A 15,147-nucleotide genomic window follows, 5' to 3' on the forward strand; every position below is an offset into this window, starting at 1 on the left:
AAACCATGACTATGATAGAAAAACAACAATTGCGGTTTTCGGCGTTGGAGAATTGGATATTCCGGCTACGCGTTCCGATTTTGGCTCTCAGCCTGCTGGCCACGCTGTTTCTGGCCTACCGGGCCACCTTCGTGACCCCGGATACCCGTCTGGAGCGGCTGATACCCGGCAGTCACGAGTTTGTAGTTAGCGCCAGGGAAGTACTGGGTGATGTGAGTGCCGGGGGCAGCAGCACCCTGCGGGTCGCCGTCGCCCGAAAAGCTGGCAGCATCTTTGATCACCAATACCTGCTGCGGTTACAGAAGATCAGCGATGAGCTCTCGCTGCTTGAGGGGGTGGATACCGGCAGCCTGAACTCGCTTTGGGCCCCGGGGATGCTCTGGTATGCAATCACCCCCGAGGGGTTTGACAGTGGTCCGGTGATCCGTAACGACCAATTTGCCGACACTCCCGAATCGATGGAAATCATCCGTACCAATGTGCTGCGTGCCGGCTTGGTCGGCAGCTATGTTGCTAACGATTTCCTGGCCTCGATGATCGACTTCCAAGTTCTACCGACTAACGCCGCCACCGGTGAAGCCACCGACGTCAATGCACTGTCCGATAAGATCGAAGCGATTCGCGCCAAGTACCAAGATGACGATATTTCGATCCATGTGATCGGTGATATCAAGAAGGTCGCAGACTTGGTGGATGGGTTTGCTCAGATCGCGGTGTTTTTCGCCATCGCGTTCTTGATTACCGCGGTGCTGCTGTTCAATTATTCCCGTTGTCTGCGGGCTACCTTTGTGCCTCTATGTTGTTCGCTGGTGGCGGTGATTTGGCAGCTAGGGGTTCTCAGTCTGCTGGGGTTCGACCTGGGTGTTTTCTCGGTGCTGGTGCCCTTTCTGGTGTTCGCCATCGCGGTCAGCCATGGCGTGCAGATGATCAACTCCATCGCCCACGAAACCGCCAAGGGCGAGAGCCGCTTGGATGCGGCCCGGATCACCTTTCACCATCTGTATAAACCGGGTCTGCTGGCGCTGCTCAGTGACGGTATTGGTTTTGCCATGTTGTTCGTGATCGATATCGGCGGTATTCAAGACTTGGCCATGGTGGCCAGTATTGGCGTGGCGCTGGTGATCTTCACCAACTTGGTGCTGCTGCCGATCCTGATGTCTTATGCAGGCGTTAGTCAGCGCTGCATCGACCATGCTCAGTCCAAGATGAATGCCAAGAGCCCACTGTGGGAAACCCTTGCCAACTTTTCCGAGCCCAGGTTGGCCCGAGTGACAGTGGCAGTGGCATTGGTGTTGGCGGTCGGGGGCCTCTATTACGGCATTGACATGAAGATCGGTGACCTGGATAAGGGCGCTCCGGAGTTGCGCGCGGACTCCCGCTACAACCTCGACAATAACTACATCACGGAAAACTTCAGCACCAGCACCGACCTGATGACGGTATTCGTGAGCGTGCCCGTCGGCCAATGCGGTAGCTATAAGACCATCGATATGGTCGACCGCCTGGGATGGTTGTTGACCAACACCCCAGGAGTTAAATCGGTCGACTCCGCGGCTCAGGCTGCCAAGCTCAATCGCTACCTGGGCAACGAGGGCAACCTGCGGCTGTACTCCATTCCCCGGGATGAGCGGGTACTGATGCGCGGCATCGAGCGGGTCGGTGGCTTCGGTACCTCCAATTTCGTCGCCGAGACTTGTACCCATCAGGATGTCCAGTTGGAGCTGGACGATCACCGCCAGGAGACCCTGCAGCGTGTGGTGCAGGTGGTGCGCACTTTTGCTGCCGAGCATGACGATACCGAGTTGAACTTCCGTTTGGGAACCGGAAACGCTGCCTTCGAGGCGGCCACCAATGAGGTGATCGACAGCGGTCAGTACCAGATTCTCGGCTATATCTATGGGGTGGTGGCGCTGATGTGCCTGTTGATGTTCCGTTCCTGGCGGGCCGTGCTCTGCATCCTGGTGCCCTTGGCGCTGACCTCTATGCTCTGCCAGGCACTAATGACCTTCCTGGGAATTGGCGTCAAGGTGGCCACCCTGCCAGTCATCGCCCTGGGGGTGGGGATCGGCGTGGACTACGGCATTTATATCTTTGACCGACTGCGTTCGTACCTGGCCTTAGGCCATCCCTTGCGAGCGGCTTACCTGGAGACTCTGAAAACCACCGGCAAGGCGGTCTCCTTTACCGGTGTCACCCTGGCGGTTGGTGTTGCCACCTGGATCTTCTCGCCAATCAAGTTCCAGGCAGATATGGGGGTGCTGCTCACCTTTATGTTCCTGTGGAACATGATCGGCGCATTAACCCTGCTGCCGGCACTTGCGCACTTTTTGCTCCGGCCAAGTAAGTGGGATGCGCTGGAGTCGAGGAGTTCATATGAACCGACCTGATTGGCGCCTCGATCCGTACCCGTCCCGACGATTTCCAACTAACCGTCTATGGAGAGCAAGTAAAATGAGTGGCGCGGCGGAAGTAGCATTGGGGCACATAGATGCCGGGGATAACCCCACGGAACACTTCGGGCCCAGGGCAGTATGGTCCGCGATCATACTGGCCACCTTCGTATTAATGGTATTTTTGATTCAGCCACTTCTGATTGGAGGGCTGGCTGAGTTGGGTTTCACTGAGACGCAGCAGGGTCTGCTGGCTGCCGCAGATCTTCTGGGGATGGCGATCGCTAGTATTGCCGGAGTTTTTTGGGTAAGGCGATTTCCTTGGCGACCGACGATGTTTGCCGGGGTGGTGGTGGTTATCTGCAGCAACCTGATCTGCATTGGTCTTAGTGACTTTGCGAGCTTGATCGGGTTGCGCCTGCTTTCGGGACTGGGGGCAGGTAGTGTGGTCGTATTGACCATGTCGATTATCTCCCGTACCTCGCGCCCGGACCGTAATATCTCGTTTTTTATTGCGTTTCAGATTTGCTGTCAGGCAATCGGCTTTCTCCTGATGGCTAGTGTGGTTGCATCCCATGGGGTTAGAAGCCTCTACTACCTGTTTGCCGCTCTGGCAGCCTTGGGGTCGGTGCTGATTGGTTTTATTCCCCATGGTGCGGCCAGTGAAGCGCAAGATGGACTCGAATCGCCTGTGGTCCAGCCTGTTGGTCGCATTGTATTGCTGCTGATTTTGGCTGCGATAGCAGTCTTTTTTCTGGCGCAAAGCGCACTCTGGGCTTTTGCTGAGCGGATTGGCTCTGCAGCAGGCCATAGTGTCGAAGATGTAGGGGCGGTACTCGCGTTGTCCTCAGCATTTGCCTTCGCCGGTGCGCTCATCCCAGGTTGGCTGGATCTGCGTTTCGGCCGGGCATGGCCAATTCTTATCGCCGGTTCCGCGCAGATCGTGTTGCTGACTCTATTCCAAGGTGAGATGTCGCTGACCTATTACGCTATCGTTTTTGGCCTGTTTGGTTTGTTCTGGAATATAGGAATTCCTTATCAGGTTGGAGTGCTGGTCAGCCGCGATAGAGATATGCGTTTTGTGGCCTTGATTCCGGCCTTTCAGGGGACCGGACTGGCGCTAGGGCCGGCACTGGCCGGTGCCTTTATCGGTATCGGCAGTTATATCGCAGTTAATATCATCGCAGGAATCGCCCTGCTGTTGTATATGGGTGTGATTCTTCCTTTTGCTCGTGTTAAAAGTTAAAGGCACTAGGTCGAGTTAGAATGGTTTGTTAAACAGGTATGTTAAAAAGGTCAGGGGGCTCTGAGTTGCGGTTGGCTTATTGCTCAATAATTTTTCAGTAGTGATTATCAGCGTAAATGAAAAATCAGCCATAGATCAGATATCTCTTGGTCGATGGTCCTGTACTTGTTAAATGCACTGTTTTGACGTTCGTGAAATCTTTCAAAGTATTCTGCTTTGTCCTGGAGAGTGAAAAATGTCTGAAGAAAAAGTTCTGTCTGTTATTGAAGATGCGCCACATATCGAATTAAATCAGGATGGTTCAACAATCAATCTCTGTAATTGGGGCGAGCCGGCTAACCGCAATTGGAGTTACCGTCATACAGTGGATGTCCTGCCGTATACTCAAGAAATTTCCCGTGGCGAAGGTGAGATTCGTGAACTGGGTGAAAAGCCGGTCGACCTGTCTGCGGTGACGGTTCACTACCGCAACCGCGATATGTTGTTGGAGGAGTACCTGAAGGAGAGCCATTGCGATGGTTTTTTGGTGCTCAAGGACAAGGATATCGTTTATCAGAATTACCGGCGCATGGCTGCGGATGAACGCCATCTTTGCCAGTCAGTCAGTAAAACCACCGTCTGTGCCGTGATTGGCGAGTTGATTGTCAGTGGCGTGATTGATCCGTCGAAATCTGTGGATCACTACATCCCAGGTGTCGCCAGCGGCTATGCCGGGGTGACCGTTCAGAACCTGTTAGATATGAACGTGGCGTTAAAATTCAGTGAGGACTTCACGGATCCAGGCGCTGACATTTTCGAGTACGAAATGATCAGCGGCTGGCGTCCGGATAGCGGTGGTCAGGCGGAAGGCATACTGCCCTATCTCAGGCGCCTCGAACAGGATCCTGATTTTCAGCTGGACGGCGGGACCCATTACCTTTGTCCCAACACTGATATGCTGGGATGCATTATCGAACAAGTGACCGGCAAACGTTTCACTGAACTATTTCAGGAGAAAGTCTACCGGCATCTGGGCGCCGAGGCCGATGCCTGCTTCACCACCGATGCTACAGGCATGGCTGTAAGCAGTGGCGGGTTGATTATTCGTCTGAAGGATCTGGCCCGCTATGGCCAGCTTTATGCCAACCGGGGTGTTGCCAGCAATGGCGTTCGGGTGTTGCCCGAAGGCTGGATCAATGACTGTCTGAATATAGGCAAGGGCACTCGCTACTATCTAGGTAAGGGTTATCAATACCACAATCAAATAACCTCCAACGGAATAGCTTTGTGTCATCTTGGGGTGGGAGGACAGATGCTGTACGCGAATACGGAAACCAAGGTTGTGGTAGTGCAGTTTTCGACTACCAGTATACCGTCCAATGGCGATTTGGATGTGGGGAATGCGCTCTACAATATCGCCGATACGATCAGCGAATATTTGAGTCAGTCACGTTAATTAGTGAGGCTCCGGACTTCACTCAATGCCGATTGTAATGACATAACCGAATCCGAACGGAATCCTTCATGGGTGTTCTTCGCCACGTTAACGCATTGTCCCGAGAGGGAGCATGGCAGCGTGGAGAGCGCAGATTGTGATTCCATTCGGAAATGTCTCGCTGGTTTCAGGTGCGGCCGAGGCGATCGGTGATTCCGAGTTGCTGTTTAAGGGTGCAGGCAATATTTTCTGGGTCTCAGTGCATTGTTGTGTTAAAGGTGGCCTGAAGTAGCCCGCTATTTTCAGGCCACCTTGCCATCAGCGATGGCGGCCGATTAAACAACGATCATTTCAGCCGCTTATATCATCCGTTCTGGCCGCCGCGAGGTGTCTACTCCTGCAATCGCCTAGAAATGAGCGAGTCATCTGATCGATTTTTATTGATTTGCCGCTTTCAAAATCGGCGAGGAATGAAGTCAGCCAGAAATGCATGTCCACCTATTGAACTCCGGGAGGCGTCCATATAGACCATCCCTAGGCTATGCTCCATCATAGACGGATACTACTGCATTGATCCGAACTAATTAGAATTTGAACGTATCACCGGTAAGCTGAGCGCTATATTGCATGTCTATGTATGATAATAGCTCGCTGAGCTGCCATTACCGGAGGTTGAGGCTTTGGCAGTGCAATTAAGATGTTATTTTTCTAAAGGTTGGGTAGCCATTTTGCCTCACGTTAGCTATCGGCGTTCTAACTACGATGAGCGCTATAGCATGCTCTATACCGCGCCCCCCTTGCTTCATGACACGGACTAGGAGAGACGGGTGCGGGCTGGTTTTTTGCAAAAAAGTTCTGTATGTGTTAACTGATATAAAATGTAAAGGGCGCCATGAGCATAACAATAAAATGATAAAGACGGATGCACAAAATATAGAGGGGAGCCTGGGCGCTTGGAATCTACCGCTGATTACCACCAAGTTGGGCCCGTTTCGCTTGGGCGTACGCCTGGTTGAGCGGCCGTTACTGCTGAAAAGGTTATCCTTGGAAGGAAAGGTAGTGCTGACCTTGATCGAAGCATCGGCCGGGTTTGGTAAAACCACCTTGCTGGCTCAGTGGCGCAAGGCGTTGCTGAGCGAGGGGCGGGCCGTTGCTTGGCTTAGCCTCGACAGCGAGGACAATTCCCCGCACGGCTTTATGACCTATCTGGTGTCTTCGTTGGGGGCCGCCATGCCCGGTGTTGGTGAGGGGGCCCGTGCCCTGCTGCAATCAGGTCCGCTGGTGCCTCCTAAGGTGGTGGCGTCAATTCTGATCAATGAGCTTGCCGCCCTCGACCGTCAGGTCTATTTGATATTGGATGATTTCCATGTCATCACCGATCCAGTGATCAAGCAGGTAATGGATTACTTCCTCAGCCATACCCCAGAAAATTTTCACCTGATACTCGCCGGTCGATCGGAGCCGGGTCTGGCTGTCGCCGGCTTACGAGCCGCGGGTCAGCTGTTCGAACTGAGCGACCGCGATCTTCGTTTTGGGATTGAGGAGTGTCGCCAGTTTTTCGACAAAACATCGTCAGACAAACTCTCCAGTTCCGATATTCAGCGGTTGCATGATGCGACTGAGGGGTGGGTAGCCGGCTTGCAGATCGCGGCCATCTCGCCCGGTATCAAGCAGCAGAGTGCGGGATTCAAGGAGGCGATCTCCGGTGGCATGACGGCGATCAGTGCTTATATGGGGGATGTGGTGCTGGCATCGCTCTCCGATGAAGTACTACGCTTTTTGTTGCGTACGTCGCTGGTTGAGCGTTTTAATGCGTCACTCTGTGAGGCAGTATCCACCATCGAAAACTGCCAGGAAATTATCGATTTCCTTATTACCCATAAACTCTTCATTCAGCCCCTTGACGAGGCGGGACAGTGGTTCCGCTTTCATCATTTGTTTGCCGATTATCTCAAGCATCGCCTGCTGCAGGAGCACGCTGAAGAGGTAGCTGAACTACACCGTCGGGCCTATCGCTGGTTTGCGAAGCAGGAGTTGTGGGCTGAGGCGGTTCGACATGCCCTGGCTGCCGGTGATAGTGAGAAGGCAGTGGCCTGGGTGGAGCATTGCGCCATGTCGATGGTGGAGTCCAGCAATATGGCACAGCTGATGGAATGGGTTGGCCGTCTGCCAGAGAAACCCATTACGCGGCGACTGCCATTGCTGGTGGCGCAAGCTTGGTCGATGGCACTGTTATTCAAGTTCGATGACGCCGAGTGCATCCTTCAACAGATTGAGGCAGATATAGAACAGGCGCCAGAACGGGAGCGGTTGAGTATCAACTTTTCGGTGCAGGTGATAAGGGCGCTGATATTTGGCTTGTCGGACGACACTCTCGCGGCCCGTGAACTGGGGGCGGAGCTGTTGGGGCGGTGGCCGAGAGGCGTCGATCTTCCGTTCGCCATCGGGGTGCTGTGTAATGTACTGACCTTTGCTCACTTGCATGCTGGTGAATATGAAAAAGCCAAAGATGTTCAGCTGCGTGCACTGGACGATGACAGTGGCCATACAAATCTGTTTGTCACCGTGTATCGTAAGGATCTGCTCGGCCTGATTGCCCTGAAACAAGGCAGGCTCGATGAGGCGCTACGGTGGTTCCAAGACGCCCTTCAATTAGCAGAGTCCAAGGAGGGGCGCCGTTCCGTAGCGGCCACCCTGAGTGCCTGTTTCCTGACCACTGTCTGTTATGAGCAAAATCGTCTCCTAGAAGCTGACCTCTTGCTGGCCGATCGCTGGGATATCGTTGATGAGGGCTGTTTTGTCGATGCAGCCATGCGTGCCTATCTCATCGCTTCGCGGATAAAGGAGCGGCAGGGCGATCTGGGGCGGGCTAAGGCGCTGCTACAAAAGGCCGAGCGGCTGGCAACCCGGCGTGGCTGGCAGCGGATGCTCGCGGCCAGTAGTGCCGAACGAATACGCTTGCTGTTGAAAGAGGGGGATATTCGGGCTGCAGAAGAGCAATTGGAACGCCTGCAAAACCTAGTCCCTGAGGAACGCTTAACGATGACCTCGGCCCGTTCGAGTATTGCCAGCTTTGCTGTAATTGCGCAGGCTCGAATTGCCATTTGGCGTGCCAGAATGGGGGACCTCCACAGTGCTAAGGAGACTGTCAGCCTGCTGAAGTCACTGGTTGCGGAGCTGTCTGAGTTGGGTAGCCGTTACGCTTGTAACGAGGTGCGTATCTTGTGCTGTACCGCGCTCGACAGTATCGGTGAGCGCCAGCAGGCTTATGACTGCCTGTCCGAGTGTTTGAAGCATGGAGCGGTAATAGGTTTTCGGCGAAGTTTTCTTGATGAAGGTGAGGCAATGGCGCTATTGCTGCTCGACTATCGTGACAGCGGGATCGCCAATGACTACCTGGATGAGTTGATTAGCGCCTTTACTGTGGAACTTGAGATGCCAACAGGCGTCGCGACGGAGGTGAGCTGCGCCGATGGGGAGAGCGCCGGTATCAGTCAGCGGGAGCTGGAGATTCTGACCCTCATCGAAAAGGGGCTGTCCAATAAGGAGATCTCCCGTGTCGCGGGTATCTCGTTGGGAACCGTCAAGTGGCATATCAAGAATATTTACCGCAAGCTCGAAGTCTCCAGTCGCACCCAGGCAGTGAGTGAAGCTAAGACGCAGGGGCTGATGAAATCCTGACGTTCGCTTTGAATTTCCCACTAGGAGGCTGTCCGAGAATAGCGATCGTAGCGAGGGAAGGCCGGTTTGAGGCAGTTTTTGCGCTCTTTTGAGGCGAATAGTCGCTCTATTTAACGATAAAGAGCGCGAAAAATGACCAATCCGGATTTTCCGCAGTAGGTCAGTCTGTTCTCGGACAGCCTCCTAGCAGCCTGTCGAACTTGAGCTCATGAACAGGGCAGTAATGACCAAAGTAGGCGATTTGCGTGCTATTTGCCGCTTATTGCTCTGCTTTTCCTGAAGTCGAGCAGATTTATCCCATTTTTAGCTGCAATTGAACGGATTTGTGGCGCAACACGGCCATGCGCTTCAAATCCAACGCCAAGCACACCAGGCGCCATTCTCCGCTCACTTTAGCCTTGCCGCGCAGCAGGAACTGGCGAAACCCATCACTGACTTGATGATGCCGAACACCGGTCCCACGGCCTGTTTGCGCAGGGCATAGAGCGTGCGCCCCGGTTGGCTCTTGAGCTTGTGGTGCGGATTCCACGCCATTCGGACACTCAGTCCACGTTGATCCGGACACCCGTTCCACGGTCATTCGGACAGGCCGGTTTGCGAGCTGGGGGGCTCTAGAAACATCCCCCCCTCTCTTTATCTAGGTTCTGCCGGACCTATTCCAATCTTTATGATGGCATATCTAAAGCTCCAATAAGGCGCTGTATATGTCACGTCATGATCAGGGCCTTGAAAGCCCTAACGCAGCATCTGCTGGCCAACTTGAGCTCAATGTTTGCGAGCTCAAAACGCGAATACAGCAGTGCCTCAGCGAGTTGCTGCCGCCCTTTGTCGAGGTGGATATTGATCTGGCACTGAATGAACAGGACAGCGTCAAGCTGAAAATAAGTAACAGTCGTTTTGTCAATAAAGCGCTGGTGGAGCAACAAGTCAGAGCGGCTTTCGCGACTACTGAGATTCGATACGACCTGATCTGGAGTGAATGGCAAGGGCTCTGAGGCGACAACTAGCCTGACACCGGGGAGGAGGTTAGGCGGCAGTTTCTGGCAACCCCTCCCTTTAGAAAGGTACTAACGCCTCCGGAGACGCCGTAGCTTAGAGCTGTAAACGGCTTATATAAGTTAACCGCCCAGTATCAGGGGAACGATAATGTCTAAATATAAGAATAAATCACCTAAGGTCATTTTGCCGCCCACGGGAGGTGAAATCGGTCTAACCGAAATAGAACAGGCTATTCAGGACAACGTGCGCCGCTTCGCCATTGAGGTGATGCGCCCAACCGGTATCAAGCTGGATGAGCTGTCGCCTGATGAGGCGATTGCCGCTGACTCACCGTACTGGTTGATGCTGGGGCAGTTCGCCGAGCTGGGGCTGACCCCCAGTGTCTTAGCGGAGATGCCCCGGGAAGAGCAGGGGCGTCTAATACCAATTATTTACGAAGAGCTAGGCTACGGAGACTCTGGTCTGGCGGTCTCCCTGGCGGCTGGTTCTCTGGTTTCTTTGATGGCCCATCACTATCAGAACCAGGCGATGATTGAATTAAGCGAAGGTAAGCTGGGTTGCTGGGCGATTACTGAGCCGGATCACGGCTCCGACACCCTCGATTACAACCGTCAGAACGTCTACCCCGGCAGCGATTATGACCGCCCTAACTGTACCGTGACTATCGATGGCGATGAACTGGTAATTAATGGCCAGAAATCTGCTTGGGTGTCCAATGGGGTGATCGCCCAAGTGGCGGTGCTGTTTGCTGCTTGCGATTCGGGAAGCGGTGTCGATGCCCGCAATGGTGCCATTGTGGTAGTGCCCTTGGATGAGCCGGGTGTTAGTCGAGGTAAGTCGCTGGATAAGGTAGGGCAACGAGCACTGAACCAAGGCGAAGTCTACTTCGAGAACGTGCGTCTCTCGAAAACACACCTGCTGGTTGGGCCGGAAGGTTATGAGGCAGGTACCTATGCGATTCTGGCCGATGCCAACATGGTGATGGGCGCCATCTTTACTGGTCAGGCCCGTGCCGCTTATGAATTGGCGGTGCAGTACACCAACGAACGTAAGGTTGGCGGCACTCTGTTGAAGAATCACCAGTATACCAAGCTCCGTATTTTCGAGATGTTCCGCAAGGTAGAGGCGTCCCGCGCGCTCAACCGCCGTGCATTCCACTACAACTTCAATGCGCCTGTGCCAGCGATCCAGATCTCCATCGCCTCTAAGGTAACCGCGACTCAGGCCGCACTGGACGTATGTAGTGAGGCGCTTCAGGTCTTCGGTGGCAACGGTCTGACCAAGGAGTACCCACTGGAGAAAATGTGGCGCGATGCCCGGGCCTCCCTGATAGAGGATGGCTGCAATGAAACCCTGGGCATGAAAGCCGGCGGCTATCTGACTGAAATAGAGGGATAAGTATGAAGCAGAATGCCTATATCGCCGGAATCGGGATGACTCGGTTTGGCAAGCATCTGGACCGCGGCCTAAAGAGCTTGGCAGGGGAGGCGATTTGCGCGGCTCTGAATGATGCCGGGATAGATAAATCCAAGCTCGATGCAGCCTATGTTGGAAACGCCGCCGCCGGCATTATTACTGGCCAGGTATGCATACCTGGCCAGTCGGTGTTGCGTGAGCTGGGTATAGGCAAGATCCCGGTGGTAAATATGGAGAACGCCTGTGCGTCCTCCTCCTCAGCCTTCGTGCAAGCCTGCTCCATGATCACTGCTGGCTTGCACGATGTGGTGTTAGTGGTGGGAATGGAGAAGCTCTATCACTGCGATAAGGAGCGGATTTTTTCCGTTTTCGGCGGCTGTATAGATAAAGAGGATGAAGCGGGCGTGCTTGCCCAGTTAGCGGAGAACGCGAAGCGCAATGGCGCCAAGGTGAACCTGGGCGAGGCCGGTAGCAGCCGTTCCGTTTTCATGGATATTTACGCCACCATGGCGCGGGATTATATGGCTCGCAGCGGAGCCACTCCCGAGCACTTTGCCAGGGTGTCGGTAAAGAACTCCAAACACGGCAGCCTCAACCCTAATGCTCAATTCCGCAAGGTGTTAACGGTCGAGGAGGTGCTCAATGCTCCTCTGATCGCTGACCCGCTAACCCTGCTGATGTGCTCGCCGATCTGCGATGGTGCAGCAGCCATTGTGCTGGTCAGCCAGAAGAAAGCCATGGAACTGGGGCTTGGCCAGATGGTGAGGGTCGAGTCGGCGCTGATCTGCAGTGGCTGGGACTATCAACCCGGTGATGAGTCGGTCGCTACATACGCTGCGCAGAAAGCCTATAACGCGGCCGGTATCGGCCCTCAGGACTTGAGCTGTATCGAACTGCACGATGCCGCGGTTCCGGCGGAACTGATGTACTACGAGTACTTGGGCTTATGCGGCCAGGGAGAAGGCGTGGTCTTGCTGGAATCTGGTGCAACCGCGCTGGGCGGACGCATTCCTGTCAACACCTCCGGCGGTCTGGTGCGCAAAGGTCACCCGATTGGTGCCACTGGTGTTGCCCAGATCGTCGAGCTAACCGAGCAGCTCCGAGGGAGCGCTGGTGCCCGGCAGGTTGACGATGCTCGTATAGGCCTAGCTGAAAATGGTGGAGGCTACATCGGTACCGATGCCGCGGCCATGACCATGACTATTCTCTCGATATAAGGTGAACAGCAATGGCTGAAAAAGACTTGTTGATTCTTGCCGACATTATTCTCGACAAGGTCGAACATTCGCCTGACTTGGATGTGCTTACTTTCGTCAATGTCGAACAGAACGGTGACCTGACTGAAGAGATCCGCACCTATCGGCAATTGTGGCAAAACGGTTGTCGTGTCGCTGCTGGCTTGGCCGAAGAGGGGATGAAAAACGGTGACACCTTTGGCCTCTTGATGCAGAACCACCCGGAGTTTGTGGACGCTATGGTGGGTTCCTCTATCGAGGGCACAGTTTTCGTGCCTATCGACCCCCGTACCCGGGGTGACAAGCTGGTTTATATGCTTAGCTTTGCCGAGTGTCGCGGGGTGGTGGTGGCCGATTACGCCTTACCTCAGTTGGCTGAGGTGATGTGCCAACTGCCGTTGCTGGAGTGGATCTGGGTGGTCGATAGCGGTAGTTGCCATGAGCGGCCGCGCAATCATCGACGGGTCCGTGAAATGGTCGAGATACTGAGGGTGCCCTTTGTCGGGAGGGCGGTCTGCGTGACCGACGCTAACGCGCCAATGCAGTACCTGTATACCTCGGGGACCACCGGCGACCCCAAGGCGATTCTTGGTTCGTACGCCCGTTTTGGCACTATCGCCGCCTTAGGGCCTGTGGTGGGCCTGGAGCCCGAGGATCGTCCCTACACCGGCCTGTCATTGACTCATGCCAACGCCCAACTGATTACGCTTGGCAATATCTTGGCCCAGGGCCTACGGGGGGTGATCAGTCGTAAGTTCACCAAGTCTCGACTCTGGGATATCACCCGTAAATATGGCTGCACCACGTTCAACCTGCTGGGTGGCATGACTACCGCGATTTTTGCCGATCCGGTCCGACCGAGCGATGCCGACAATCCAGTGCGCTACGTTTTCAGCGCCGGCATGCCTGAGGCTATCTGGGAGGACTTTTCCAAGCGTTTCAATGTTGATATCTACGAGTTCTATGGTGCTGCCGAAGGTGGGCTGACTCTGAATCCGCCGGGCAGAGGCCCGGTCGGTAGTATCGGAAAGGCGCCGTCCAGCATGACCTGCACTATCCGCGACGAAGAGGACAAAGAGTGCCCGCGCGGGCAGACTGGTGAAATTTGTTTCAGAAACTCCGATGGTTCTGTCCCCCTGGTTAACTACCACAAAAATCCCGAGGCCTCTGCGAAGAAAACCAGGGGTGGCTGGTTACGAATGGGAGACGTTGGGCGTATGGACGAGGAGGGCTTCGTCTACTTCCACTACCGCGAGGGCGGAGGTATCCGCCGCAACGGTGACTTCGTCAACCCCGCCTTTGTGGAGAAGGCAATCGCCGAGAATGACAGCGTTCTCGATGTGTTCGTTTACGGTGCCCCGATGAAGAATGGTGCACCCGGCGAGAAGGAAGTGGTTGCAGCGGTTGTTCCAGTAGACGTCTCTAGCTTCGACCCGGCGGCCATCTTCGTTGATTGTCGTGGCAAGCTGGAATCCAACTTTGTGCCCGGCTTTGTGCAGGTAGTCGATGAGATACCCAAAACTTCATCGGAAAAACCCCAAGAGCGTTTTTTGCTAGAGGGATTTGACCCTGAGGCTGCCAATATTTATGCAGAAGCAAACTTTCGCTAGTCACAATTTATAATAAAAGGAGCAAAGGTTATGAGTAAACCACAAGTAGTTGTCTACGGAGCAAGCGGTTACACCGGCAAGCTCATCGCCGAATACCTTGCCAAGCGTGGCATCAGCTTTATTGCGGCGGGTCGTAGCGAGTCACGCTTGAAGGCGGAGCTCGGTAAGGTGCCTTTCGTTGATCGGGTCGAGGTTCAATATGCGGCGCTCGAGCACACCGTCGAAGCCCTCACCGAACTGTTCCTGGGTGTCAAGGTGGTGATCAATGTCGTCGGCCCCTTCGCTCAACTGGGGCGCGAAGTGGTGCAAGCCTGTCTGAGCGCCGGCGCCCATTACCTAGATACGACGGGCGAGCAGGATTGGGTCATTGACTGTAAAGCAGAGTACGGTCAAACCTTTGCTGACAAAAAGCTGGTGTTGGCGCCAGCGACCTCTTGGATGTGGAATGCGGGCCTGCTGGCCGCTGAAGTAGCGTTGGAGACGTCCGGAATTGATTCGCTGGATATTGTGTATGCACCGAACGGTAACCCGTCGCCGGCTTCCACCAAGTCGTTCTTGCGGATGTGCTGCCAGCCGCAGCTAAAGCTGGAACTCAACAAATTTCAACCCTGGCCTCAGGCCACCGCTTACGAGGCCACGGTGCCTGGTTTCCACCAGCACCTGTTAGCGTTGCCCTGGAGCGGTGGCTGCGAACCGGTATGGTATGCCGACGATGAGCGGGTACAAAATTGCTCCGTGCTGACGGCCTTTACTAATCGGCCAATGATGGAACTAGTGGTCGCTAAGATGAAAGAGTTTGCCGACTTGGCGCCGACCCTAAGTGCCAAAGAGCAGGAGGAGCTGACAAACGCTTGGGGCGAATCGATCTGCAGTACCGAGCCCCCCCGGGAAATTGAGGAAATCAATCGGGTGGTCATCAGTTGTTGGGCTCGCGGGAATACCACAGTGAAGCACGTTGTCTTTTTCAACACCTGCGGTTACCTCCAGACCGGCGTGATGGCGGCGGAGCTAGCTGACCGCCTGCTGCGAAACCAGCACAAGCGAGTCGGTTTCACCTCTGCAGTTCACGCTGTCGGCCATCGTGAGCTGATTGCAGCCTGTGCCGAAGAGGGTATGCACTGCTGGGAGCCTGCCTGAAGCGATTTAGTACAGGACT

The 15,147-nt window shown here is 54.6% G+C and carries 9 protein-coding genes and 1 pseudogene; 9 read left to right on the forward strand and 1 reads right to left on the reverse strand.

The window, feature by feature from the left end; genetic code table 11:
* Window positions 1-5: 5 nt before the first annotated feature.
* From ELQ88_RS00960 to ELQ88_RS00975, 4 genes are all read left to right on the forward strand, one after another.
* Complete coding sequence (locus ELQ88_RS00960; protein WP_138963010.1) at window positions 6-2,387, forward strand: efflux RND transporter permease subunit; 2,382 nt, start codon at window positions 6-8, stop codon at window positions 2,385-2,387.
* Between the two features lie 64 nt (window positions 2,388-2,451).
* Window positions 2,452-3,636: an MFS transporter gene (locus ELQ88_RS00965; RefSeq protein ID WP_161599938.1), complete on the forward strand. Its 1,185-nt coding sequence runs from the start codon at window positions 2,452-2,454 to the stop codon at window positions 3,634-3,636.
* Between the two features lie 235 nt (window positions 3,637-3,871).
* On the forward strand, window positions 3,872-5,071 hold the full coding sequence (locus ELQ88_RS00970) for a serine hydrolase (RefSeq protein WP_138963014.1): 1,200 nt from the start codon (window positions 3,872-3,874) through the stop codon (window positions 5,069-5,071).
* A 1,038-nt stretch (window positions 5,072-6,109) separates the two neighbouring features.
* Window positions 6,110-8,731, forward strand: a complete 2,622-nt coding sequence (locus ELQ88_RS00975; RefSeq protein ID WP_161599939.1) for a LuxR C-terminal-related transcriptional regulator — start codon at window positions 6,110-6,112, stop codon at window positions 8,729-8,731.
* A gap of 292 nt (window positions 8,732-9,023) precedes the next feature.
* Here ELQ88_RS00975 and ELQ88_RS00980 read toward each other — a convergent pair.
* Window positions 9,024-9,247: pseudogene (locus ELQ88_RS00980) on the reverse strand (transposase); the annotation flags it as partial.
* A 188-nt stretch (window positions 9,248-9,435) separates the two neighbouring features.
* On the opposite strand from ELQ88_RS00980, the gene ELQ88_RS00985 reads away from it, so the two are divergent.
* From ELQ88_RS00985 to ELQ88_RS01005, 5 genes are all read left to right on the forward strand, one after another.
* Entirely contained in the window at window positions 9,436-9,726 is a 291-nt protein-coding gene (locus tag ELQ88_RS00985; protein ID WP_138963018.1) for a hypothetical protein, read from the forward strand.
* A 151-nt stretch (window positions 9,727-9,877) separates the two neighbouring features.
* The gene (locus ELQ88_RS00990; RefSeq protein ID WP_138963020.1) at window positions 9,878-11,128 is read left to right on the forward strand and encodes an acyl-CoA dehydrogenase; all 1,251 of its coding nucleotides are present in this window, start codon (window positions 9,878-9,880) and stop codon (window positions 11,126-11,128) included.
* A 2-nt stretch (window positions 11,129-11,130) separates the two neighbouring features.
* Window positions 11,131-12,363, forward strand: coding sequence for a thiolase family protein (locus ELQ88_RS00995; protein ID WP_138963022.1), 1,233 nt, complete (start codon window positions 11,131-11,133; stop codon window positions 12,361-12,363).
* 11 nt (window positions 12,364-12,374) lie between these two features.
* Window positions 12,375-13,991, forward strand: coding sequence for an AMP-binding protein (locus tag ELQ88_RS01000; RefSeq protein WP_138963024.1), 1,617 nt, complete (start codon window positions 12,375-12,377; stop codon window positions 13,989-13,991).
* 30 nt (window positions 13,992-14,021) lie between these two features.
* Window positions 14,022-15,128 (forward strand): DUF5938 domain-containing protein, encoded by a 1,107-nt coding sequence (locus tag ELQ88_RS01005; protein ID WP_138963026.1) that lies wholly within the window; start codon window positions 14,022-14,024, stop codon window positions 15,126-15,128.
* Window positions 15,129-15,147 lie beyond the last annotated feature (19 nt).

Origin of the sequence: Pseudomonas sp. MPC6 (assembly GCF_006094435.1) — a bacterium.
In the GTDB taxonomy this organism is placed as follows: domain Bacteria; phylum Pseudomonadota; class Gammaproteobacteria; order Pseudomonadales; family Pseudomonadaceae; genus Aquipseudomonas.